Here is a 24,226-nt window from a genome sequence, read left to right as displayed (position 1 = left end):
CCTCATTTTTTTATATCATAGCTTTTATCTACTCGGTTGCCCATTATAAACTGAAAGTACAGCATTTAAACGTGATACCATTCTATCCATTAAACCGCTTGAGAGAATAACTTATAGAATAAAATCTGCTAAGTTGTTGTTCTTTTGAATATAAGAAAAATGCGGTGTATTGCCTTTATGGAAAGTTGTTAGAAGGAAACCTTGCTCTTCTTTTATGACTCCTTGTTTAAACAAATTCATGTCTATAGAAATAGGTGTAATAAATGTTTGTTTGTAAATCTCTCTTTCGGTCAAATCCATCTGCGCAAATTCTTCTCCCGCTATAGACGGACTCTCTAGAAGGAGCTTGTAGATAGCAGACTGTTCTTCCTTACTCATATCGTTTTCCCACCAAGGCTTGCGAGGCTGAAATTTTTGTTTGGATAAATAATCAAGCTTCATGACACTTTTAACAGTATTTAAGGGAATCCCCTCTAGATTTCCTAAGAAATCAAATAGACGTGTATAAAGATCCTCTAATTGATGACCGATTCTAGACCAATTTCTGTCTTCCCAAAACGTCCCGAATTGTTGGAAAAAGTCGAAAGGTGTTTCAAATATATGATTGAAAAGAAATTCTAATGTCTGATCCATTCTATGTGCATTCCAATATTTTTCTAATACGTCTTCTACTTGCTTAATGCGTAATATGTCGTTGAAGCTTAAGACATTATTCGAAAAGATTTCATAAGGAGCTTGGTCAACATATACGTACCCATATTTCTCTGCTTCAACTCGTAAGCCAGTGCCTCTAAGGAGCTTTAAAAATCCAAGTTGCAGTTCTTCAGGTCGCATTTCAAATACTTCGTTAAACGTCCTTCTAAAGGATGTATAATCTTCCTCTGGCAGGCCTGCGATTAAATCTAGATGCTGATCAATTTTACCGCCACTCTTCACCATTGTGACAGTTCGTTTAAGTTTCTCAAAATTTTGTCTACGTTTTACTAACTCATTTGTTAAATCATTCGTAGATTGGACTCCTATTTCAAAGCGGAAAAGTCCGGCAGGTGCGTTATCATTTAAAAATTGAATTACCTCAGGTCTCATAATATCTGCTGTTATTTCAAATTGAAAAACTACTCCTGGCAAATGTTCGTCTATTAAAAACTGGAACATTTCCATTGCATAGCTTCTGCTAATATTAAATGTACGGTCTACAAACTTAATCGTCTTTGCTCCGTTTTGCATTAGATAGCGTATATCTTCTTTTACCTTTTCGCGATTAAAGTATCTAACTCCAACTTCAATAGAAGAAAGACAAAACTGACATGAAAAAGGGCACCCTCTACTAGTCTCAATGTAGACAATTCGCTTAGATAGATATGCTAAATCTTCTTCGAAACGGTAAGGCGAGGGAGACTCTCGTAAATCTAATTTTGGTGGTAGCGGATTTAGAATAAATTTGTCGTTTTGGACATATGCTAGTCCAGGTACATCTTTTACATCTTTTTTATCGGAAAGAAAGTCCAGCGTCTCCTTGAAGGCTTGCTCTCCTTCACCAACAACAATGTAATCAATTTCTTTCACTTGTCTAAGCCATACATTCGTATCGTATGAGACTTCAGGGCCACCTAGGATAATCGTTATGGATGGATCAACTGTTTTCAGCATTTTTATCACTTTTATAGTCTCTTCAATATTCCAAATATAGCAGCTAAAGCCTACAATGCTCGGTTTTTTCTGGTACAAATCAGCTACTATATTAAAAGTAGGATCTTTAATAGTATATTCGATAATAAGGGGGGAATATTCAGGCTCAGCGTAAGCTTTAAGACAGCGTAAGGCTAAATTAGTATGAATGAACTTTGCGTTCAATGTAGTTAATATTATATTCATTTTTTCTTAACTCCTTTAGGTTTGCTTAACTATTGTAACAGTGAATATTCGTGTCGACAATATAGTCAAATATAACCATTTCCAGATTAGAATTAATGTGAAATAATCAGAATTAATTAATAATTTAAAAATTTGAAATGGTTTTCTCAGATTCTTATGAGAGGCAGGGTGAGGTAATGTTAGCAGAATACGAATACAAGCAAAGATTTGAACAGGTTTTTCAACTCTTTTCGAGTGGATTAATATTTATAAGTGAAGAAGGTAAAATTATAGATGCTAATCCTTATATAGAAAAAGTGTTGGGGCTGGACCGCACCGAATTATTGAAGATGAGTTCCAAAGCTCTTTTGAATATGCTATCTCTTAAAGGAGAGATAAAGAAAACTTTTCTACAAGATTTATCGACTAATGGACAAGCAGAATTCTTTTGTGAGCTTCAAACGTATATGGGTGACTATAAGTATCTACATTCTATTGTATCCAAACAAAGTGATTCCAATATCTTTCTTATGGAAATACATGATGAATCTGAAAAAATGTTTATGAAGAAAAGGCTCGATCATAACGAATCGCTAAGTACTCTCGGACAACTTGCTGCTAGTATAGCCCACGAGATACGAAATCCCATGACTTCCTTAAAGGGGTTCACCCAATTACTACTCAAAACAGCTACGGATGACGGTAAGAGATATTTAGATGTCATCGATCACGAGATTAACAGAATGGAAGATATATTAACCGAATTCTTGCAAGTATCCAAGCCGTGCAACAATGAATACACATACTTTGAAGTAGATCAACTTATAACAGAAGTAGTTGGCTTCATGTCCCCTCAATCTCTTATGAAAGCAATTGATATTAATATAATTAATGAAATTTATCCCAATAATAAGGTTTTCGGGAATAGAAATTTATTAAAACAAGTTTTTATAAATGCGATTAAAAATGCTATTGAATCTATGGAAAAAAGTGGTAATATTGAAATTAGAATATCTTTATATTCTAATTGTACAATTAGCGTTAAAGTTGTGGATCAGGGTAGTGGAATAGAAAAACAGGATATAGAAAACATTTTCAAGCCTTTTTTTACTACTAAATCTGCAGGAACAGGACTTGGGCTTTCCCATTCCTATGAAGTTATTGAAGCTCATGGAGGGAAAATAGAAGTAGAGAGCAATGTAGGAATAGGTACAACCTTTAATTTTCTGCTTCCATTGCACGGAACCTGCTGAGCTATTTTGACAATCTATTAGTCTGCCCTATATAATAATTGGTAATGTAATTTTTAATATAGGTGAGGATGACGACAATGACAAATGATTCAGCGAGTAGTGCTTTAAAATTATTTATAGTACTTTCCCGAGCACATAAAGTAATACATGAATGTACCAATCATTTTTTTCAAGAGAATGGACTAAATCCAACTGAATTTGCAGTTTTAGAGCTCTTGTTTCATAAAGGAAAACAACCTTTACAACAGATAGGCAATAAAATTTTGCTTGCTAGTGGTTCCATTACTTATGTGGTGGATAAACTGGAGGGAAGAGGCTTCATCAAGAGAGTGTCGAGTGATACGGATCGACGAGTTACCTATGCGGAAATAACAGAAGCAGGAACAGAGTTTATGAACGAACTTTTCCCCCGACATGAGCAACAGCTGATTCAATTAATGAATGCCTTGTCAGAAGAGGAAAAATTAGAAGCTATTGAGCTGCTAAAAAAATTAGGTTTATCGATTAAAAATTTATCCTAAAAAAAACTTCGAGCCTTTGCACGGCCCGAAGTTTTTATTTTAATCGATTTTAATTGTTTCTGCCATTTTAACAAAATCCTCTAAAGCCGGAGATTCGTTCGTATCAAATATCGTCAATCTCACGCCTAAGCCGTCTTGTAAAAATGTGTAGCCATATACTTTGTTCTCAGTGCCTTCTGCTTCATAAGCTTTAACATCTTCTAGAAGTTTTCCTGAAGGAATAAGGTTAGCATCTGTTATCTCATTTACCTTGCCTTCAGATGTGGAAGCTTTTAAAATTTCTACTAAATTATTTGTTATATCAGCCATATTGACTTCAGAAGCATTATAGACTTCGATTCGCATAGATTGAACATCATTTTCTTTGTTGAATAACAAGTCCTTATTAGGTTCTTCGGCTGTTAGTTCGTAGCCATCTAATACTGTAATAGAGTATTCTTGGTTTTCACTTTTTACAGTAGTTCCTGAAACTTCGGTAGAATCTTTCTCTTGCTCGTTTTCAGTAGCCCCATTGCTAGTAGTGTCTTCGGATGGGCTATTGTTATCGTTAGGCGTTGCTTCTTCATCTGACGTGCCACAAGCAGCAATTAGAAATGTTAATAACAAAATAGATAAAATAGAGAAAATTTTCTTCATATGAACAGCTCCCTTTTAAGTAACGGTATTAATTGCAAAGTTTCATATTATTGGTAGCACCAGGAATAAAAGTAATAGTAACACAATATGAGCTACGATATTAAGTGGCATACTTTTTTTCTTTTCATAGAGTAGGCCAAAAATTACTCCCATTATAATAGCGGCGAGTACACCAATGTAAAAGCCGCTTGCAATAAAGACTGCTCCGTACAAGATGGAGCTTATAATTATAGCGTTAGTAGGGGAAAGCCAATTTTTAAGGGCTACTTGGATAAAACCTCTCCAGAATAGTTCTTCACCGGGAATAATGATGAAGAATAATAAAATGTAATGCCACAAAGCAGTAGGTGCAAAGGTTCCTAAGAAGTTAGAAACTTCTTTGGTAGCTTTAGATGGTAGAAAATCTAATAGCTGATAACCTAAAACAAATAATAAATAAGTTGCTACACCATATACTATACCCCAAAATAAGTAACTAAACGTTCTCAGCTGATCTTCTATTTTTGAAAAATAGAAAGCACCAGCTGTTAAAAATAGAGTTGTAAAAGAATAAAAGTACCAAAATACTTTTTCATTTGAAAAAGTTAGCCAGCAAAAAACAAAGGCCAGCAATAAGGATATTATTAATCCTACAAAGAGTTTGCGGTTATTCACTAAAAGCACATCCTTACCATAGTCACAACAATGAAATTTATTGATAATCATGACAGTATAGTAAAAAGAATCGCTTGCTACTTAGAAAAAAACCGTTCTTCTTACGAAGAGGAACGGCATGACGTTTAATCTTCATTACTATATAATATTTTATAACGCTTATGATTGATTACCGTTTTTTCTTCTAGTTCAAGCTCGTTGAAGTTCTCCATATAAGTTAGATCAACTATTACAGAGTTTTCATTTACTTTTTCTACTATACCTTGAAGACCATCTTTAAACTCAATAATGTTGCCGACTTCAGCGATTTTCATAGATTGTCCCATCCCCTTTAAGAACATAATATAATACAGTTTGCCTTAAAAAAAGAGGTACGTAAAGTATTTTTATCAAAAGTTTTGAAACTATACATTTCTTAGACAAAAGGAGAAACATTATGCATCCGATAGATGAACAACTTGATATGTTAAAACGAGGAGAAATTGAAAGCATCCAAGTATCCAAAGAAGATTTTTTAAATTTTAGAGAAGTACTTGTTAGAAGAGAGGATTTTAAACACTTTAGTGGCAACGCTATGCAAGGTGGGAATATAATATATACTTATCTTAATAATCCTAGAAGTTAATGTGCTCGTGCATTAACCTACCTAAAATAGTCGGTATATTCTGATTTCTAAAGGTTTAACTGTAAGTAAAATGAGGAAAATATACATTTTGCAAAAAGGGGAGTTCTCTCATGATGGAATCTATTTTAAATAGGCTAGAGACTACAAGAGAAAAGATGATTCAATCTGCTATAGAAAATGGTGTAACTAATAGAGAAACTATTCGCCTAAGTGAAGAACTTGATCATTTACTGAATGAATTTCATTCTCAAGTAAAGCAGCATAGTACTTCTGAACAGCTTGAATAGTATTTGGGGAGAGATTAGAAATGGATGCAGCTTTAATCAAACTAAAAAAAGAGTTGAATAGTTCAATCATTGGTAGAGAAAGAGAACTTGATTTTATGTTAATGGGGTTATTAGTTCAAGGTCACGTATTGTTAGAAAGTGTTCCGGGTTCTGGTAAAACAATGATGGCCAAGTCATTTGCCGAAGCTATTCAAGGGGTGTTTAAAAGAATACAATTTACTCCAGATGTACTTCCCACAGATGTAACAGGAATCAGTTATTTTCACCCGCAGCAACAAGAATTCGTATTACGGGTAGGGCCTGTGATGAGCAATATTTTACTTGCAGATGAGATCAATCGTGCGACTCCCAGAACTCAATCTAGCCTCTTAGAGGCTATGGAAGAAAAGCAAGTCTCAATTGATGGAGAAACTATTAAGCTACCATATCCTTTTATGGTTTTAGCAACACAAAATCCAATAGAGTCTCAACAAGGAACTTTTCCGTTACCAGCTGCTCAGTTAGATCGTTTTCTTTTTAAGCTTAACATTGGTTATCCAACTATGAAGGAAGAAAATGATATTCTTAAACAATTTGGTAAATCACCTGGAGAAGTGAAAACAAAACAAGTTGTAACTTTGCAACAAATAGAAGAATGGTCAAAGCAAGTAAATAATATTAAAGTGCATGATGATATATATACTTATATTGTGCAAATAGTCCAAAGTTCAAGGAAACACCCATACATAGAACTGGGATTAAGTAGTCGAGCTTCTTTGGCAATGCTACAGGCTGCTAAAGCGTACGCCTTTTTAAATGGTAGAGAATATGTTATTCCTGATGATATTAAGAACATCATAGATCCAGTTTGTCTTCATCGATTAAGGCTTTCTTCACAAGGTATGCTCATTCATGATTTACAAGAAATTATGAGTGAATTGATCAGAGAAATAGAAGTGCCCGTTGAGGCGAAAATTCAATGATTTGGAAACGGCAAGATTTAAGTTTTAAATATACAAAAAAATATGTAGAGATATTATTAATATGTGCTGTAGCATGTTTCTTCTTTAAACAAACATTACTCCTTGTTATTATTTCGTTTCCGTTATTTCTTGTACTTTTCCAGTTGTATTATTTTCGGAAGGTTGGAAATGGACTAGTGTTTGTAAATGACAAAAAAAGGGTTCGTTTAATGAAAGGGACTACTGCTTATTTGGAATTGTCTTTTCAGAACAATGGTTTACCAATTTGGAACGGTGCCATCGTATTAACATTTCAGGATTGTATTGCTCCATTCGATGCAGATTATAACTCTGCCTCAGGTTTTTATGAAGTAAATGTTCCTTTTTCAATTGGATACAAAAAATCAGTCACAGTTCAAATTCCTGTAGTAGGTATACGAAGAGGACTTTCTAGGATAAAAGGAATTGAAGTTAATATTCCGCATCCATTGACTGAAGGGTCAATTATTTTGAATTATGAACCATACATATTAATGGATGCAATTGTATATCCAACTATTTATACAATAAAAGAAGAATTTTATCCTTCACGTTTAAAGTCAGGGGAGTTGGAGTTAAATTCTTCTTTGTTTATTGATCCCTACTTTCCTGTTGGAACGAGAGATTATGAGCCAGGAGATCAATTTAATCATATTCATTGGAAAGCAAGTGCTAAAACCCAGCAACTTCAAACAAAAGTATTTACCAAAGTTGCTAATGTGTCTGTATTGTTTTTGGTGAATCTTGCAGATGGGTATAGAATGGTCCATGATTTTGAAAAAAAGATAGAGTGGCTTGCTTCTCATATAGAGGCTTGCTACAAAGCAAATGTCCCATTTGCTTTTGGTATCAATATTCGATCATCTGGAAAGAGGCCGTTTATTTATATTCCAATAGGTTCAGGAGATACACATAGAGTACAAGCGTTAGAGTGGCTTTCCATTTTATCAACTAGTAATATCACTGTTCCTTTTGAAAATATAATTAGATATATAGAAGCCCATGAGGAGTTACCGATGTCTGCATATATCCTGTCCCAACAGATGGAGAAGTATCAACCAATTTTAAGGACTTGGGAACAAAAAACGAGTGTTAACTATCTTTTGGAATACGAGGGAGAAAATTATGATTAATAATTCAAACCCTACGCATAAAATTCAAATAGTGTCATTTGAAAAATACCTTCAGGATATGTGGATTTTCGCAATTATATTTGTCATATTATTAAACGAGGCAATTGTTAGCACGCCTCTTTTATGGATTATTCTACAGTTCATAACGGTGTTTGTTGCCAATTACATTTTTTCTAAATCTGGGCCAAATATTTTAGTAGCATTAGGTCTGCCAACTGTTTTATTAACTGTATTATTATTGTTCGGTATTCCAATATGGTTATATGTTATAAGTGCATTAATAAGTGCTTGGAGCTTACATGCTAGATATAATTTGATACAATCTGACCAAAATAGTGATTCACCATATTCTTTAGTATTTTTTGCAACATTTCTCTCGGTTCATTTCTTATGTTATCTATTAACAATTGAAGATTATAAACTCCCTTTGTATAGTGTATTTATAGGTGGAGTCATATTTTTTGCAGGGGCTCGATTATTTAATGTACGGAGAACATCCCATAAACAAAAAAATGAATCATTTTTAAAGGTCTCACTTTTTTATATGATAGGAATAATAGGTATATTTCTCTTAACTCTGTTTACGTATTTTCTCACCCCTCCAATCAGGACACTATTTAACTGGGTATTCCAAGGGATATTGGCGGTAGTAATGATTCCTTTAATGCCTCTTCTAAATGTTTTAGAGAAGTTTTTAAGTGGATTAACAAAAGAGCCAACGGAGGAAGAGCAGAAGGACGTTGGAGCAAATGGAGCCATGATGGAAGATCTTCTTCCAAATGCACAGGAAGCCTCCTCTTATACATTCAATTTTGAATGGATTATTTTGGGGGTGATAGGGTTAGCTGTTTTTTGTGTTATTGTTTATTTGATTAGTAAAAAAATAGAGCAGTCAACAGAAAAGGCAAGTAATGATATTACATATAAAAATGAGGAGTTAGTTGTCCCGCTTCAAGAAGAATCATCTTCTGAAAATACTTTATATAGAGTAGAGTCTTCTTTTTTAAGAGAATTATATTTGAGTTTTGAAAAAGAGGCTAATTCTTTTGGCTTTGAGAGAGAGAAGAGTGAAACCGTGAGGGAATGGTTTCAAAGAATGCATTGGCTTGCAAAAGATGAGTTCTTTTTTATATACGAAGAAGTAAGATATGGTGGCCATACGGTCAAAAAAGATAAAGCAGAATTATTTGTGCAAGAAATAGAAAAAATAAAAAAACTTTTTTTAAAAAAAGAGGTTTAAATCATTGTGAATGGGGCATATTAATAAAGAACACAGCAACATTCTCATTTCCCCCTTTTTAAGGGCCATCTATAGGATGGCCCTCTTTTTTTGTATTTTTTCGAAAAATAAAAATTCTAATGAAATATACAGAACTATTTTTTTTGATACACTATATTTAATACATAGTTAATGGAGGAATGTGAAATGTCTGAACGATTGAATATCGGATTTATTGGTACTGGTGTGATGGGGAAAAGTATAGTGAAGCATTTGTTGAAAGCAGGACATAATGTGATTGTTTATACACGTACAAAAGAAAAAGCAGACGAACTAATTTCTTTAGGGGCAACTTGGGCTTCGAAACCAAGTGAAGTTGCTAGATGTACACAGTATTTGTTTACAATGGTTGGCTATCCCCATGATGTAGAAGAAATATATTTTGGAAATGATGGAGTTTTTTCTATTGAAAATCAAGGTTTAACGGTTATTGATCTTACAACCTCTACCCCTACATTAGCAAAGAAGATTTATGACAAAGCGAAGGAACTTGAAATGAACTCCATAGATGCGCCAGTATCGGGAGGAGATATAGGGGCTCAGTTAGGTAAGCTTTCCATCATGTGTGGGGGAGAAAAGCAAATCTTGGGATCTATATTGCCTGTGTTAGAACTTTTTGGAGAGACTATTCTGTATCAAGGAACAGCAGGTGCAGGTCAACATACTAAAATGTGCAACCAAATAACTATTGCTTCTAATATGATTGGTGTTTGTGAAGCTCTTGCATATGGTAAAAAAGCTGGTTTAGACTTAGAACAAGTACTTCGTTCTATTACTACCGGTGCTGCAGGATCATGGTCTTTGAGTAATTTGGCTCCTCGAATAATCGGTGGCGATTTGAATCCTGGTTTTTATATTAAACACTTTATTAAAGATATGAAGATAGCTTTAGAAGAATCGGAAAGAATGAATTTAACATTGCCAGGCCTGGAGCTGGCTAAGTCGATGTATGACGAACTTTTAGCAGAGGGTTATGAAAATAAAGGTACTCAAGCACTAATAAAGTTCTATGAATAATATAGTAATATTTTACCTTTGTATGATACAATCGAATTAATCGAAGGACATAGAAAGGAAGAGTTTTGTGAACGACCACAAAGGAATATTACTAGAGAGCGGTACAAACGAGTTAGAAATTGTTGAATTTCAAGTTGGTTCAAATAGATTTGGTATTAATGTTATAAAAGTAAAGGAAATTATTCAGCCTATACCAGTAACCTTTATCCCACATGCACATCCTCATGTGGAAGGAATCATCCAATTACGTGGAGAGGTATTACCAGTTATCCAAGTGGGGAAAGTCTTAGGTCTTCCTATAGTATCCAATACTGAGCAAGAAAAATATGTGGTGGCCGAGTTCAATAAACAAAAAGTAGTGTTTCATGTTGATAATGTTACACAAATTCATCGTATCTCATGGGACCAGATCGAAAAACCATCTGACCTTTATCAGGGAGGAACATCTCATGTTATCGGAGTCATCAAAAGAGAAGAAGAGATGCTCTTATTGCTGGACTTTGAAAGAATTATCATGGACATCAATCCCGAATCAGGTATAAGTGTGGATTCCGTGAAAAAAATGGGTAACCGGGAGCGCTCCAACAAAAAAATTGTCATTGCTGAAGATTCCCCTCTATTAAGAAAATTACTTCATGACACCCTTAATGAGGCGGGTTATGTTAATTTAGAATTCTTCGAGAATGGAAAGGATGCACTAAACTATCTTGAGAGTTTAGAAAAAATATCTCCTGATGTCTCAGAGCATGTCCAAATGGTAGTCACTGATATTGAAATGCCGCAAATGGACGGTCATGCATTAACAAAGATGATTAAAGGAAATAATAATTTATCAAAGCTTCCTGTCGTTATTTTCTCTAGTTTGATCACTGACGACTTACGTCACAAAGGAGATCAAGTTGGAGCAGAAGATCAAGTAAGCAAGCCAGAAATAACAGAACTTGTTCTCAAAATTGATCAATATATTTTATGAGTAATATTTCTAAAAAAAGGCTATCAATTCGTAATGAATTGGTAGCCTTTCTTAATTTCTTGTAGTACGTTAAGTAAATTTCAGAACAGTATTTTAGTTATGAGATTACATAAGCGTTCTTTGATAGATGGTAGCCCTTAAAAGGCCTGTCCCCTTGACACAAAAATAATTCATCTATCTAAATAAGATTTCATCGAGCTTGGACGCTTGTTGGATACACGAGTAAACTTAGCGGTGCAAGATGTAGAGTGATTAGTGGACTTTCTTGTAGTAGCTTGGGGAGGCCCTATATAATCGGTTAATAGTTGTTTTGCCGTTTTTAAATTCATTTTCCTGATAGGGTTTCTATAAGTATCATCTAAGTGACCAAGATGCTGTAAAGTTTTGAAATCTTCTTTTACCGGTAGAATATGGAAGTAATAATCTGCGCACTGTACTAAAACGGAGGATTGCTGTTGGCTATTTTTAGGGTTTCTAACAAAATGGAGTCCAATTTTACTTGCTCTTTTTTCTTTAATCATTTTTTTGATAGCTAGCCTTTTCAATTCATAAAGTGGTTTATTGTCTAAAGCGGTTTTTGCATGCCTATTAACCGTATATATAGCAGTAGCCAATTGCTTGTCTGATTCAGAAATCATAAATGGTTCACTCCTTTCTTTTTATCTTTCTCTTTCTCTCTTATATACTATCATACCAACTTATACAAAAATTGTGTACACTAATCAAAAAATACTATATGAAAATATTTTGTATCCGCTACGTTAAGAGATGTAATTATCTGACGATATAATATAGTATAATGTGTAGATTTAGTGATATGTCTTAGTATGAGGCAACTGGAGGATTACATGAACAATAACGAACAGCTTAAGAAAAATAATTACTTAGTAGATATGATTCATGAACAGCAAAACCTACTAACCTGCCTATTTAAAAAAAACAAAAACAGTACCTATACGATTATTTATACAAATAAAGCGGCAACCAATTTTTGGGGAGAGGCACATATTAAGAACAACACTTTTAGTGAGGAATTATTGTCTCAACTGTTACCACTATTTGCAAATATTAAAGATGAACAACAAAATGTTAATAGCAATTATGTTTTGTTATTAAATGATAAACAATACACTTTTGATATCTCTATAGTAGCTATTAACGAAGAGAAGGATATATATGGAATGATGATGTACGATAAAACAAATCAACTTCCAATAAATAATTCCTCAGAGATTACAGATAAATACTTTTCTCTTATTGAGAATAATATAGATACAGTTCTTATTATTGACCAAGTGGGTATTATTCAATACGCCAATAAAATTATTTTAAAGGTTTTCGGCTACGAAGAGAAAACTCTTTTGCATCAACCGATTGAGCAATATATTAGTGAGGAATCTCTAAGAAACTTTCAGCTTATTATTAAACAGACAATGAGTGGTTATTCTACAGAAATGCAAAATTGCTTAATTCAGCATGAAAAAGGACATTTCATCTCCACTTATTTAAAAGCAATACCAATCATTAGTGGTGGTACGGTTAAAGGTTTACATTTAGTACTTCGTAATACTATTAGTGATTCCGAGGAACAAGACCAATTATTTTATCTTGTATACCATGATCACTTAACAGGTTTATGGAATAGACGTGCATTGAAGGAGCACCTAAGTGAAAATATCAAGCAAGCTTCTAAAACAAATAGTGAAATCTCTATTATTCGAATAGATTTGGACCGGTTTAAATTGATTAATGAATCTTTGGGGTACACTTCTGGAGATGAGCTTTTAAAAAAAATTGCTGACCGGTTAAGCCTTTATATTGATATATCGAGTAACCTTTATAGACAAAGCGGAGATGAGTTTGTTTTTTTGTTAAAAGGTAAAACGAAGGATGAAACTAGCCAGTTTGCTGAAAGCATATTAACAGAGCTTGCCAAGCCTATTTATCTAGATCATCAAGAATACTTCGGTACAGCTTCTATTGGGATTTCAATGTTCCCTTATGATGGACAGAAACAAGATGAACTTCTATTAAAGGCAGATCAAGCTTTATATGTAGCTAAAGATAGGGGAAGAGCCCATTATCGATATTTTCAGGAGCAAATGAATCTATCGTTTCCAAACGAGGCCTTGATGGAGTCGCATTTAAGAAGAGCGATTGAAAAGGAAGAGCTATCTATTCATTATCAGCCGCAAGTTAATCTATTAACTGGGGAGATTAATTCGTTCGAGGCTTTGTTACGCTGGAACAATAGAAAATTTGGATATGTATCGCCTATGCATTTCATACCAATAGCTGAAAAGTCAGGAATCATTTTCAAATTGGGAGACTGGGTATTGGAAGAGGTTTGTAGCCAATTAAAGCTTTGGCAAGATAAGGGCTACCGAATGGTTAGAATTGCTATGAATATTTCTCCACAGCAATTTAAGCAAGATAACTTTGCCTCAAAAATTAGAGAAAAGATAAATAAGTATAATTTATTGCCTTCATCGTTAGAAGTTGAAATTACAGAAAGTGCGATGACTGATCTGCAAGATACCTTCACTATTCTTAAGGAATTAAAGGACATAGGGGTGGTAATTTCAATTGATGATTTTGGGACGGGTTACTCTTCTCTTAGCTATTTAAGAAAATATCCAATTGACATTATTAAAATTGACCAGTCTTTTATAAAGGATATGGAAACAGATGAAAAGAGTGCTGCAATCGCAACTACAATTATTCGTCTCGCTCATAGCCTTGGTATGGAAGTAATAGCTGAAGGAGTAGAAAAGGATACTCAAGTGGAAATACTAAAAGCAGCCAACTGTCAAAAGGCCCAAGGTTTCTTTTTCAGTCGTCCAGTTCCGATAGAGGACATAAACAAGTCATATATGAATTATTATTAAATTTGAAGGTCACATTTGGAGACGTCTTTTTCTAAATGTGGCTTTTTTTATCCTTGAATGTAAATAGTTTAGCTTCTTGGGCTAAGATTTTGAACCGGAAGATACTTGCATACAACAATTCAATAGCCTGACTCCAACAGCGACGGTGCACTACAGACTATCGCGCTCAATACGAGTAGCACTAACGATATTTAAAAGAAGAAGAAATAGCACCTTCTCCCCATATTAATACAGGATCCATTAAATTAAAATCATTACTCCTAATTGAACGAACGCAGCAATTTAATTGAACAAGTAAAACAGCCTTATTTCTATAGTTAAAAGAAGTAACTCTAAGGGGAAATAAAAATTGTACCAATTATTAAAAAAAGCACTTGAACCTTACTCATTAGGAAACGAATCATTATTCATTGAAAAAGAGTTACACAAAGGAAGTTGGAATAGTGACCTCCATTACAAAATAATTGCTGATGGAAAATCTTTTTCAGCAAGATTCATTAGTAATAATCGTTCCCCAAACAATGCATTTGGTGAAATCTCAAATAATGCTTTAATTGAACAAACAAGCTTTTGTCGATTCCTTGTAAATAATCAAATTCCGTTTATGCAGTTACTACCCGCTTTAGAAGATATACCTTTTACTACTATTGAATGGGAAAATGGAATTTATCGTTTTATACTTTTTGAATGGATTGAAGGCCAACATTTAACTCATTGTGATGAGTACATTGCAGAGGAATTTGGTAAAATGGCAAGAAAAATTCACGATATTTCCAGTTTATATAAAAGTAAAAGTTCTGTTTTCCCGAAGAAATCTCAACTTGTTGGTTATTCCCAATTTGTTGATAATCTTCGAAATAAATTAAAATCAACTTACATTTCATTAAACAATTTAAAAATGTTCGATGAATATCTTGAAACAACCGAATATCATATAGAAAATGCAAGAACGAAGCATTATGACTTTATAATACAATCAGATTTAAATCCACTTAATATTATCTGGGATAAAAGTAAAAAAATAAAAGGAATTGTTGACTTTGAGTCTATAGGCTACAGCGATAGGATTGAGGGGTTAGCTTGGCTAATCAAATGGTATTCCCGAACAAATGGAATAGCTTCAACTGAGATGTCTCCAATTGTTGCAAATGCCTTTATAAATGGTTACAAAATAAATGATTTTCTTTGTAAAAATGATATTGGCCGTCTATCTTCACTAATATGGTTATCTGGCTGCATAAATTGGAACTTCGTAAGAAATACAACTAAAATCTTAGAAACTAATAATGAAGAAATATTAAGAGAACACATTGAGGCTTATAAACAGCGTGGCGAAAAATTATTGAAAATGATTCCCAAAAATTAGGGTTATTGTTCAACTAACGGTGTGCTTTATAGGAACAGGGCTATCAGTAAACGGCCATTAATGTTATTCAACTAAAGGTGCAGGTTGTTTAATCAGGACTTGCAAATTTGGAAAAATTATGAAAGATTATTTTCATAAACATATATAATGCCAATTTTGAGGATTCTTATTAAACTAACGAATGCTTTAGTTAAAAATGTGTGTTGCTTAGGCAATTCTTTTTTCTTATTGAATTATCATTAGTGGTTAGTTACAAAACGGCATGTGAGGTAGGAATAGTATGCAATATAATTTAGCTTTCAATATACCAACCTACACGGATGATGAATCAACTTTTCCAAAGCCATTAAACGGAAATTACGATTATTGGACAGTATTATTCGAACACTTTTTAACATGTTCAAATACAATTGAAATTCATTGTTGGAACGAAGAGATTGAAACTATTTCAGAGATTAAATCTCTCTGTAAAAATGAACAAGAGATCGTTAAGGGAGAAAATCTCACTATATTTAGGTGTCAAAAACAGGCTCCCCTTTCAGATTATTTATTGAATAACTATTTAAATAAAATAGGAGAGTTCAAGTGGTTCACTGTTAATTTAGACAAGGATATGGTGTCTGCGTTTCATTCGGGGCACTGGGGGACGGAATTCTTTGTACCTAATGCATTAAAAAGTGATGTTGCATTAATCAAAAGTTTAATTCCCGATGAAACAAGTTTTCATCAAAGTTAACAATTCTTTATTCAACTTACGAGGTGCTTTACTTCAAGAAGGAGTAAAGCCTCTCCATTATCTGTCCTTCAATTTACTTTAGGTATTAATCCTAGCTTCAATACTTCTTATTAAACTAACCTTCCCCTTTAGTTCAATAAGAAAGGCGTTATAATACAAGCAGTAATGGAGTCTTTATGGACATCCATTCTACATGCACGATCAATGATTACTTCCATTGTAATCATCCTTTCTACGGCAAATAGTATTGAAGGCTGGTGCAATAACCAGAGTAGGATTAATCTCCCATGAGTGCTTCCCGTAAGGGAGCGACAGTCTGTGATGCACCGTGGTCGTTGTAGTCAGACTAACGGATGGGCTCTATGGCACCATAGTTGATCGACCTTCCTTTCCCAGCCGTAGTATCCTATACCCGTTCTATAAACATTTTCATCCTCTGTGGTGTAGCGCTGATTTTGCGCTACATGGATGGCTAACGGGTGCTTCGTTAAATATTCGCTTACCGAAATAATCAATCTTTGTTCAAAATAGGGGCTATAATTTACTATTAGAATCAACATTTGTAGCTGTGTTTTAATCAATCTTTATTCAAAACCAGCAGATACACCGTGCTTATATAAATATTAGTTTACTCAAAGATAAAGCCTCCTTGCCTGGTTTGGTCTCTGATAACACTCCGTTAAGTCTCGGAAAGGATATCTAGCCTCCATTCAAAAATCCCACTAGTCGTTTTGGCGTCGACTAATGGGACATCTATTTCAAATTATTTTAATGGAACCCAAATTTCTGAATAGCAATCTGGACTGAATGGATCATCTTCTGTATACATTTCGAACTCTGGAGTACCTGCATGTTGATATCCGTTAGCAGGGAACCATTCAGAAAAAATTTGTTTCCAAACTTTTGTCATTGCATCAGGCATTGGACCATGTACTTCAAAAACACCCCATTTAGAAGCTGGAAGTTCGATTACTTCAAATCCTTCTTTAACGTCACCTGCATATTCTGTAGCAACCCAATAGTCAATTTTCTCATTAGGTTTTGCTACACAAATACCAAGAACTCCTTTAATTTGTCCATTATTAATTTGTGCTAGCTTGTCAGTAGTGCCATCACCATTTAATTCATCCCACATTTTAGGAATTCCGATTAAATTGCCCTCATTCTCAAGTAAAAATTCTTTCTTTACACCTATTGCTTGGAAGCCTTCACGTTCTACGATTTGATATTTCATTGGTTCTGCCCCTTTCAATCTCACCTCTATTACGAGGCGGCTATATGATTTGATCTTGCCAATATTTTTCCTAGCGTCACTTGGTGAAACCTCATGCTGACGCCTAAAGGCTTTTGAAAAAGCCTCGGGAGAATCATAGCCGTACTTAAATGCAAGGTCGATAACCTTACAGTCTGTTCTTTTTAACTCATCTGCCGCCAAAGTCAATCTTCTCCGTCGAATATATTCACCTACTGAGATCTCTGTTAATAATCCAAATGTTCGTTGAAAATTGAATGCAGAAGAGTTTACTTCATTTGCAATGTCCTCTATCGAAATTTCTTCTAATAAATTTTCTTCGATATAGTTAATTGCTTTTTGTAACGATTCTAACCAAGCTGACATGCTATTTCCTCCTTAATTAAATAGTAAAATTATTTCACATTAAATACCTGTCTTTAAATGCTCTGTTCTGTCAGGATTCATTTCTATAAATAATTTTATCTTTTAATTCACCAAAATAAAGGGGTATCCTAAAAGTTACGTTGAAATAAAATTCTTAAGTAATGTGTAATAAGAATCTACTAGCTTTTCACTGGGGGGTGCAATGTTTGCTGTTTCGTTAGGAACCTCACAGGAACAGCAAAAAAGTAGCGTTTGAAATCCTTCGTTCATGCGGTGCGAGAATTCGATGAGGTGTTTAATATAATGAGTGGAATAGTAGAAGGCTTTACAAACACTTTTCGTCTTGGTGGAGTCAAGGAGCAAGCTTCCTTTCACTCCTTTTTGGGAAGCATTTATCATGTTGATTTTTATTAAAAAGAACAATTTGAAACTAAATCGCATTTAATACATTTGGATGAATGTGGATGTTTTTGTATGAAAATAGAGTCGAGTTGTTAAACATGGGATAATAAACAAAAAGAAGAAGTAAAACGATTGATTGAGGCCATGATGAAGAAAATGCCTCGAGAAAAAGCAATGGATAAATTAAGCCAACTACTACATATTTCAAATGAAAACTTTGGTGAGCTGACAGAATATTGTTGTATATCAGATGAAATAGAAACCACCAACCGTTAATTTGGTAGGTGGCTGTTTTGAGATATTTTTTTGTTGGCCATAAAAGTTTTTCTTATTGGACTAAAGGAATTAGATAGGTTTCTTCAATTTCATCCGCAGTTAAAGGTGGGTTGAACAGGTACCCTTGGCCACTGGGACATCCAAACTTCCTAAGGAGATTTACATGCTTGTCTGTTTCAATTCCTTCAGCAACTACATTTAGGTTTAAATTTATTCCTATATCAATTATTGATTTAACTAGAGCCAAGTCCTTGGAGTCGTGCATTCCGCCACGAATAAAAGACTGATCAATTTTCAACGTATCTACGGGTAGTTTCGTTAATAGACTTAGAGAAGAGTAACCCGTCCCAAAGTCGTCTATCGAAATGCCAATACCCATTTTTTTTAATTGTGAAAGGATAGGAAGTACTATTTCAAAATCTTCAAAAACGCTTTCTGTCACTTCAACCTCAAAATATTTAGGTTCCACCTTTGTGGCCATCATGCACATTTCTATATACTCAGTTAATTTGGTATAGCGAAACTGATGAGGAGAAACGTTCACTGACACTTTAACAAGAGAATATCCTTTTGCCTCCCATCTAGAAATCTGATTTAAAGCCTCTTTGATAACCCATTTCCCGATTTCATCTATTAAGCCTGTTTCTTCAGCAATTGGAATAAAATCCATAGGAAGTACATTACCAAGCACGGGGTTTTTCCAACGAATTAGCGCTTCCAGTCCATTGAGTTCTAAAGTGGCCAAATCTATCTTAGGCTGATAATGAAGAAGAAACTCATTATTTTCAATTGCTTTCCGCAGTTCTGTTTCAACTTTAATTTTTTGGTCTTGCTTTTCCTTTAGGCGTTTATTAAAGATTTTGAAATTATTTTTGCCAGCTTGTTTTGCAGAGTACATAGCCATGTCTGCAAGATTTACCAGTTCAGTTAATTCGGTACTATCAGAAGGAAAGTAGCTTACGCCTATACTAGTAGTAACATATATTTCATTTCCTTCAATGAAATAAGGAACCTTGATTTGTTCAATAATCTGTTCAGCAATCATAAGAGAAACATCTTGGCTTTTATTGGTGATTAATACGATAAATTCATCACCGCTTAAATGGAACACAGAGATGGATTCATTTTGGATTGATTTTAATGTTTCAGCTATTCCTTCTAGCAACGCATCACCCACTCTATGTCCAAACTTATCATTTATCAGCTTCAACTTGTCGATGTCCATAAATAGAACTGAAACTGTACTGGAATGCTTTATGTTGGCAAGTTTTCTTTCAAGACTTCTTCTGTTAGGAAGATTGGTTAATTCATTATGATTTGCTAGGAAATCGATATGTTGTTCCTTGATTTTAATGTCGGTTAAATCCCTTACAACGCAAACAATTTTGTTTGTTTCTTCGACTTTGGAAAGCGTAAGCTCTTGCGGAAATTTCGTTCCGTCTACTCTGGTTCCAACTGTTTCGCCTCTCCAAAGCCCTCTTTCATTTAAGATGGGAATAACAGAAGAATTTAAAATTCCTTGCAATGCTTCTTCATCGTAGCAAATATGCCAGGTGTTATTCAACAGATGTTCTTTAGTAAATCCATACATGGTGGCATGAGCTTCATTTGCAAATACAAATTTACCATCTTCATCTGTAATGCCAATTCCATCTATTGAAGAATCCAAACCATATGAGTATTCAATCAAAGTCAACTCTGTCTGGCTTAATCCTTTTATATTTCGCTCTTTCATTGTGACCCCCTAATGACCCAACATAAATTACTTCTTAATCTTATTTTTTATCGGTAAAGAGAAGAGAATATGAAGGTGAAATCAGATTCACAACACTTGCAAGGGACTTCTTTAGAAACGAATTTGAATGATCAAACATCTGTAGTAGTTTCCTTAACAGACCGTCCCTGTCGACCTTGTGTGTTTGCACAAAGCCCTTTGCTTATTCCATCGATGAGCTTAATAGTTTCACTCGACATTAATGCGATTAGTAGTTTTTTCCAGTCGCTAACTACTTTAATTTCGCTTACAGCAATTACATCTTCGGTGAGAACTTCTAACATGTCTTGTGGTAACACATTGGAAAAAGATTAGTCACGAATAAAAGTCAAATGGAAGGTTTCTCTTGAAGATTATAAATCTATTTTAATAATACACACCGTTTAAGGATCTTAATTTTTCTGAATATAAATCTCATTTTTAGGGCAATCTTCAATGGATGATAAAATTCGGAGGTGGAGGAATGTTTGAAAAAAAATTAGCACTTCATGAAACTTTGGAATTTCATGAAGTAATTAACTTTAAGACAGTATGTTTACTCAAATCTAAAATGATGCAAGGTATCGTTTTTGACCAAGATCTAAAAGCACTACTGGAGAAGGACGTAAAACAATCTATACCTGCTTTAACTGCAATGATTAAATTATATTCAAATTCTGAATTAAAATAATCGGAGGTCGGATCGTATGAATGACTATTTAGACCCTATAAATTCTGTTGGCATGCCGGAACTTACTGATTCAGGGATAGCCCTTGAATTTTTGTTATCAACAAAAACTGGGATTAGAAACCTTTCAATTGCATTGACAGAAACGGCAACACCTACAATTAGAAAGTTATTACAGGAGCAACTTGATGTAACCATTGCCTTATATTCCGAAATTGTAGATCTCATGATAAAAAAACAATGGTTAAACCCATATGATTTGGAACTTCAAAAACTTTTGGATATTAAATCCGCTCAAAATGCAGTAGATATAGCTAATTTAAATCTCTTTCCGGGCGTTACAAATCGGAAAGGAATGTTTCCAAGCCCACCGAAGAAATAATGAATAAAGAAGGAGATTTCAATAATGAAAGCTGTTACTTTTCAAGGTGTTAAAAATGTTCAGGTAAAAAACGTGAAAGACCCAAGCATCCAAAAAACGGATGATATTATAGTTAAACTTACTACTACTGCCATTTGCGGATCAGACTTACACTTAATTCATGGGATGATACCGAACCTAGGAGAGGATTATGTTATTGGACATGAACCTATGGGAATTGTAGAAGAAGTCGGTAAGGATGTAACGAAAGTTAAAAAAGGGGATCGTGTTATAATCCCATTTAATATAGCATGTGGTCAGTGTTGGTACTGTAATAATGAATTAGAAAGTCAATGCGACAATGCGAATGAAAATGGAGAAATGGGCGCATATTTTGGTTACTCAGATACGACGGGTGGGTTCCCAGGTGGTCAAGCGGAATTTATGCGAGTTCCATATGCTAATTTTACACCTTTTAAGATTCCAGAAAACAGTGAAGTAGCGGATGAAAGTTTAGTGTTACTTGCAGATGCTGCATCAACAGCATTTTGGAGTGTAGACAATGCGGGAGTGAAAGCAGGGGATACGGTCGTAATTTTAGGATGCGGTCCAGTTGGTCTGTTAGCACAAAAATTCGCGTGGCTAAAAGGTGCTAAAAGAGTTATTGCAGTTGATTACGTTGGTTATCGTTTAAAACATGCAAAACGTACGAATAACGTAGAGATAGTTAACTTTGAAGATCATGAAAATTGTGGTGAATATTTAAAGGAAATAACAAAGGGTGGAGCAGATGTAGTCATTGACTGTGTAGGAATGAGTGGAAAAATGACTCCACTGGAATTTCTTGCATCTGGTCTAAAATTACAAGGAGGAGCCATGGGAGCTCTAGTAATTGCAAGTCAAGCTGTTCGCAAAGGTGGAACAATTCAAATTACAGGAGTTTATGGGGCACGTTATAATGCATTCCCATTGGGTGACATCTTTCAACGAAATGTGAATATTAGGACTGGCCAAGCTCCAGTTATTCACTACATGCCGCATATATATAATTTAATTGCAGAAGGTAAGGTTGATCCAAGTGATATTGTCACTCATGTACTTCCTTTAGATCAAGCTAAGCATGGTTATGAAATATTTGACACCAAAATGGAAGACTGTATAAAAGTTGTACTAAAACCGTAAATATACCGGGTTAGTTTTCGAGCATCTCTTATGAGATGCTTTTTTAGATTTTGGAAAGACTAATAATTTTATTCCTTTATAGAAAAATGCTCGTGATGAAATATTATTTAATCAGAATTTGTTAATTTGTTGTATAAACATGGATTGTCCCCATCCAATCACGATAGAAATAATTATCAATTACTAGGCATTAAAAGAAAACTTCAGCATATATAGGTATATTCGTTCAAATTTGATGAGGAGGATAACATGCAACCTATTTTACCTATGGAAAAATATTTTGGGCAGTTTGAACTGGTGCATGCTTTTTATGGGGCTATGCCTACAGGTGTCAGCGTTTCCGAAACTGGTCGTATTTTTGTTTGCTTTCCGAAATGGGGAGACAACGTTCAATTTACTGTGGCGGAAATTGTTGAGGGTGAATTGCAGCCTTATCCCAGTTTAGAAGCTAATTTGGTTAATACTAGAAATATTACGATGTCTTTCGTCAGTGTCCAAAGTATCGTTGCTGATGGAAGAGGAACACTTTGGGTATTAGACACAGGGGCACCAAATTTTTCTGAACCTATTCAAGGGGGAGCAAAATTAATTGCTGTTGATTTAAGCACGAATACAATAAGGAGAGTATATACCTTTACAGAAGATGTTGTCTTGCTAACAACTTATTTGAATGATGTCCGTTTGGATTTTCGGGTTGGAAGAGCAGGCTATGCATATATAACAGATTCTTCTTCCAGAGGGCCAGGGGGCATTATTGTCGTAGATTTAGAAAGTGGGAACGCGTTTAGACGGTTAAATGGGGCAATATCAACTTCACCTGATCCCTATTTTTTACCGAAAGTAGAAGGTGAAATTTTGATGAATCGAAACCCGGACGGCTCGACTTTCCCATTTAAATTGGCTTCCGATAGTTTAGCAATTTCTTCTGATGGAAAGGTTTTATTTTATGCTCCGCTAACCAGCCGACAGCTGTTCTCAATCTCAACAGAAGCCCTAAGAGACAGTAGGATACAGGACATTAATTTATCCCAATATGTGCAGTATTGGGGGGAAAAAGGCGCGTCTGATGGAATGATCACCGGCGCAAAAGGAACCATTTATGCGGGAGACTACGAAAACAACAGTATCCGGAAGATATTGCCGAATGGCGTAATGGAAACCATCGCACATGACCCGAGAATTTTATGGCCGGATACTTTTTCGATTGGCCCCGATCAATACTTATATGTCATAGTGAATCAATTACATCGGCAGGCGAGATTTCATTATGGAAGAGACTTGCGGGAAAAACCATACAGTTTATTTCGTATGAGAATTGATGAATTCCCTGCTCCTACCTTTTCATAATAAACTTAAACGAAGGTAGCTATCCCTCATGGGGGAGCTGCCTTTTTTGTCAGTAAATAAGAAACAGGCATCTGTGCAAGAAACGATTAAGATTATAAACTACAATAAAAGATCTACCTTATTCTAAAAACGAACCCTCAGATGAAAAAGAAGCAAATGGTGAAGTGGGTACGATTATAATCAACTGCTGAATTAAGTTTTAGTGATGGAAATCTGATGTGTTTGAATATTTTAAACGTATTTATTCATTCTTTTATAAAATGTTAGTAAGTAAAGGAGCCGCTGTTTTTCCAGCTATTTCTTAGAATTTGTAATCAAGGAGTTAGAGTGTTTTATGGGGAAGAAGATATATCCAAATTAATAATTAAGAAGACCCCTGTCTAATAGTTAGAAAAAG

The 24,226-nt window shown here is 34.5% G+C and carries 25 protein-coding genes; 17 read left to right on the top strand and 8 right to left on the bottom strand.

The window, feature by feature from the left end:
* Positions 1-111: 111 nt before the first annotated feature.
* Positions 112-1,875, bottom strand: coding sequence for a B12-binding domain-containing radical SAM protein (locus D0S48_RS06585; protein WP_151110745.1), 1,764 nt, complete (start codon positions 1,873-1,875; stop codon positions 112-114).
* Positions 1,876-2,051: 176 nt separating this feature from the next.
* Between D0S48_RS06585 and D0S48_RS06580 the strand changes: the two genes are divergently transcribed.
* Together D0S48_RS06580 and D0S48_RS06575 are read left to right on the top strand one after the other, a co-directional pair.
* Positions 2,052-3,107 carry an ATP-binding protein gene (locus D0S48_RS06580; protein WP_191963881.1) on the top strand — a complete coding sequence of 352 codons (1,056 nt, stop codon included), beginning with the start codon at positions 2,052-2,054 and terminating at the stop codon, positions 3,105-3,107.
* Positions 3,108-3,184: 77 nt separating this feature from the next.
* Positions 3,185-3,628 (top strand): MarR family winged helix-turn-helix transcriptional regulator, encoded by a 444-nt coding sequence (locus D0S48_RS06575; RefSeq protein ID WP_144537796.1) that lies wholly within the window; start codon positions 3,185-3,187, stop codon positions 3,626-3,628.
* Positions 3,629-3,667: 39 nt separating this feature from the next.
* Here the strand turns inward: D0S48_RS06575 and D0S48_RS06570 are convergent, their stop codons facing one another.
* The 3 genes from D0S48_RS06570 to D0S48_RS06560 all read right to left on the bottom strand — a co-directional run bounded on the left by D0S48_RS06570 (position 3,668) and on the right by D0S48_RS06560 (position 5,232).
* The gene (locus D0S48_RS06570; protein ID WP_151110741.1) at positions 3,668-4,264 is read right to left on the bottom strand and encodes an LptM family lipoprotein; all 597 of its coding nucleotides are present in this window, start codon (positions 4,262-4,264) and stop codon (positions 3,668-3,670) included.
* A 42-nt stretch (positions 4,265-4,306) separates the two neighbouring features.
* Positions 4,307-4,918, bottom strand: coding sequence for a CPBP family intramembrane glutamic endopeptidase (locus D0S48_RS06565; protein ID WP_225321705.1), 612 nt, complete (start codon positions 4,916-4,918; stop codon positions 4,307-4,309).
* A gap of 125 nt (positions 4,919-5,043) precedes the next feature.
* The gene (locus D0S48_RS06560) at positions 5,044-5,232 is read right to left on the bottom strand and encodes a YkvS family protein (protein WP_144537802.1); all 189 of its coding nucleotides are present in this window, start codon (positions 5,230-5,232) and stop codon (positions 5,044-5,046) included.
* 122 nt (positions 5,233-5,354) lie between these two features.
* Here D0S48_RS06560 and D0S48_RS06555 point away from each other — a divergent pair, with 122 nt between their 5' ends.
* The 7 genes from D0S48_RS06555 to D0S48_RS06525 all read left to right on the top strand — a co-directional run bounded on the left by D0S48_RS06555 (position 5,355) and on the right by D0S48_RS06525 (position 11,212).
* Positions 5,355-5,543, top strand: a complete 189-nt coding sequence (locus D0S48_RS06555) for a hypothetical protein (RefSeq protein ID WP_144537804.1) — start codon at positions 5,355-5,357, stop codon at positions 5,541-5,543.
* Positions 5,544-5,653: 110 nt separating this feature from the next.
* The gene (locus tag D0S48_RS06550) at positions 5,654-5,830 is read left to right on the top strand and encodes an aspartyl-phosphate phosphatase Spo0E family protein (RefSeq protein ID WP_144537806.1); all 177 of its coding nucleotides are present in this window, start codon (positions 5,654-5,656) and stop codon (positions 5,828-5,830) included.
* A 20-nt stretch (positions 5,831-5,850) separates the two neighbouring features.
* Entirely contained in the window at positions 5,851-6,792 is a 942-nt protein-coding gene (locus D0S48_RS06545) for an AAA family ATPase (RefSeq protein ID WP_151110737.1), read from the top strand.
* Positions 6,789-7,943: a DUF58 domain-containing protein gene (locus D0S48_RS06540; protein ID WP_151110735.1), complete on the top strand. Its 1,155-nt coding sequence runs from the start codon at positions 6,789-6,791 to the stop codon at positions 7,941-7,943. Before D0S48_RS06545 ends, D0S48_RS06540 begins: the two co-directional genes overlap by 4 nt.
* On the top strand, positions 7,936-9,183 hold the full coding sequence (locus tag D0S48_RS06535; RefSeq protein ID WP_151110733.1) for a DUF4129 domain-containing protein: 1,248 nt from the start codon (positions 7,936-7,938) through the stop codon (positions 9,181-9,183). Before D0S48_RS06540 ends, D0S48_RS06535 begins: the two co-directional genes overlap by 8 nt.
* Positions 9,184-9,369: 186 nt before the next feature.
* Entirely contained in the window at positions 9,370-10,239 is an 870-nt protein-coding gene (locus tag D0S48_RS06530) for an NAD(P)-dependent oxidoreductase (RefSeq protein ID WP_151110731.1), read from the top strand.
* A 67-nt stretch (positions 10,240-10,306) separates the two neighbouring features.
* Positions 10,307-11,212: a chemotaxis protein gene (locus D0S48_RS06525; protein ID WP_151110729.1), complete on the top strand. Its 906-nt coding sequence runs from the start codon at positions 10,307-10,309 to the stop codon at positions 11,210-11,212.
* A gap of 170 nt (positions 11,213-11,382) precedes the next feature.
* Here D0S48_RS06525 and D0S48_RS06520 read toward each other — a convergent pair whose 3' ends face one another.
* Positions 11,383-11,850 carry a YkyB family protein gene (locus D0S48_RS06520; RefSeq protein ID WP_144537818.1) on the bottom strand — a complete coding sequence of 156 codons (468 nt, stop codon included), beginning with the start codon at positions 11,848-11,850 and terminating at the stop codon, positions 11,383-11,385.
* A 210-nt stretch (positions 11,851-12,060) separates the two neighbouring features.
* Between D0S48_RS06520 and D0S48_RS06515 the strand changes: the two genes are divergently transcribed.
* From D0S48_RS06515 to D0S48_RS06505, 3 genes are all read left to right on the top strand, one after another.
* A complete protein-coding gene (locus D0S48_RS06515) occupies positions 12,061-14,100 on the top strand; it encodes an EAL domain-containing protein (protein WP_191963880.1) in 2,040 nt (679 codons plus the stop codon).
* A 349-nt stretch (positions 14,101-14,449) separates the two neighbouring features.
* On the top strand, positions 14,450-15,466 hold the full coding sequence (locus tag D0S48_RS06510) for a phosphotransferase (RefSeq protein WP_151110725.1): 1,017 nt from the start codon (positions 14,450-14,452) through the stop codon (positions 15,464-15,466).
* A 280-nt stretch (positions 15,467-15,746) separates the two neighbouring features.
* The gene (locus tag D0S48_RS06505; RefSeq protein ID WP_151110723.1) at positions 15,747-16,202 is read left to right on the top strand and encodes a hypothetical protein; all 456 of its coding nucleotides are present in this window, start codon (positions 15,747-15,749) and stop codon (positions 16,200-16,202) included.
* Positions 16,203-16,965: 763 nt separating this feature from the next.
* Here D0S48_RS06505 and D0S48_RS06495 read toward each other — a convergent pair.
* A complete protein-coding gene (locus D0S48_RS06495) occupies positions 16,966-17,820 on the bottom strand; it encodes an AraC family transcriptional regulator (protein ID WP_151110721.1) in 855 nt (284 codons plus the stop codon).
* Between the two features lie 534 nt (positions 17,821-18,354).
* Here D0S48_RS06495 and D0S48_RS20565 point away from each other — a divergent pair.
* Positions 18,355-18,498, top strand: a complete 144-nt coding sequence (locus tag D0S48_RS20565) for a hypothetical protein (RefSeq protein WP_154311225.1) — start codon at positions 18,355-18,357, stop codon at positions 18,496-18,498.
* 52 nt (positions 18,499-18,550) lie between these two features.
* Here D0S48_RS20565 and D0S48_RS06485 read toward each other — a convergent pair whose 3' ends face one another.
* Both D0S48_RS06485 and D0S48_RS21305 read right to left on the bottom strand, forming a co-directional pair.
* A complete protein-coding gene (locus D0S48_RS06485) occupies positions 18,551-20,233 on the bottom strand; it encodes a sensor domain-containing protein (protein ID WP_144537834.1) in 1,683 nt (560 codons plus the stop codon).
* 131 nt (positions 20,234-20,364) lie between these two features.
* Positions 20,365-20,556: a spore germination protein gene (locus D0S48_RS21305; protein WP_151110719.1), complete on the bottom strand. Its 192-nt coding sequence runs from the start codon at positions 20,554-20,556 to the stop codon at positions 20,365-20,367.
* 179 nt (positions 20,557-20,735) lie between these two features.
* On the opposite strand from D0S48_RS21305, the gene D0S48_RS06475 reads away from it, so the two are divergent.
* The 4 genes from D0S48_RS06475 to D0S48_RS06460 all read left to right on the top strand — a co-directional run bounded on the left by D0S48_RS06475 (position 20,736) and on the right by D0S48_RS06460 (position 23,829).
* Positions 20,736-20,942: a spore coat protein gene (locus D0S48_RS06475; RefSeq protein ID WP_144538241.1), complete on the top strand. Its 207-nt coding sequence runs from the start codon at positions 20,736-20,738 to the stop codon at positions 20,940-20,942.
* 16 nt (positions 20,943-20,958) lie between these two features.
* A complete protein-coding gene (locus D0S48_RS06470) occupies positions 20,959-21,321 on the top strand; it encodes a spore coat protein (protein ID WP_144537838.1) in 363 nt (120 codons plus the stop codon).
* A gap of 24 nt (positions 21,322-21,345) precedes the next feature.
* Positions 21,346-22,482, top strand: coding sequence for a zinc-dependent alcohol dehydrogenase (locus tag D0S48_RS06465; RefSeq protein ID WP_151110717.1), 1,137 nt, complete (start codon positions 21,346-21,348; stop codon positions 22,480-22,482).
* Between the two features lie 249 nt (positions 22,483-22,731).
* Positions 22,732-23,829: an L-dopachrome tautomerase-related protein gene (locus D0S48_RS06460; RefSeq protein WP_144537841.1), complete on the top strand. Its 1,098-nt coding sequence runs from the start codon at positions 22,732-22,734 to the stop codon at positions 23,827-23,829.
* Positions 23,830-24,226 lie beyond the last annotated feature (397 nt).

Origin of the sequence: Psychrobacillus sp. AK 1817, assembly GCF_008807035.1 — a bacterium.
In the GTDB taxonomy this organism is placed as follows: Bacteria; Bacillota; Bacilli; order Bacillales_A; family Planococcaceae; genus Psychrobacillus; species Psychrobacillus faecigallinarum.
Note: the sequence above shows the minus strand (reverse complement) of the source record. Positions and strands in the feature narration are given on the sequence as shown.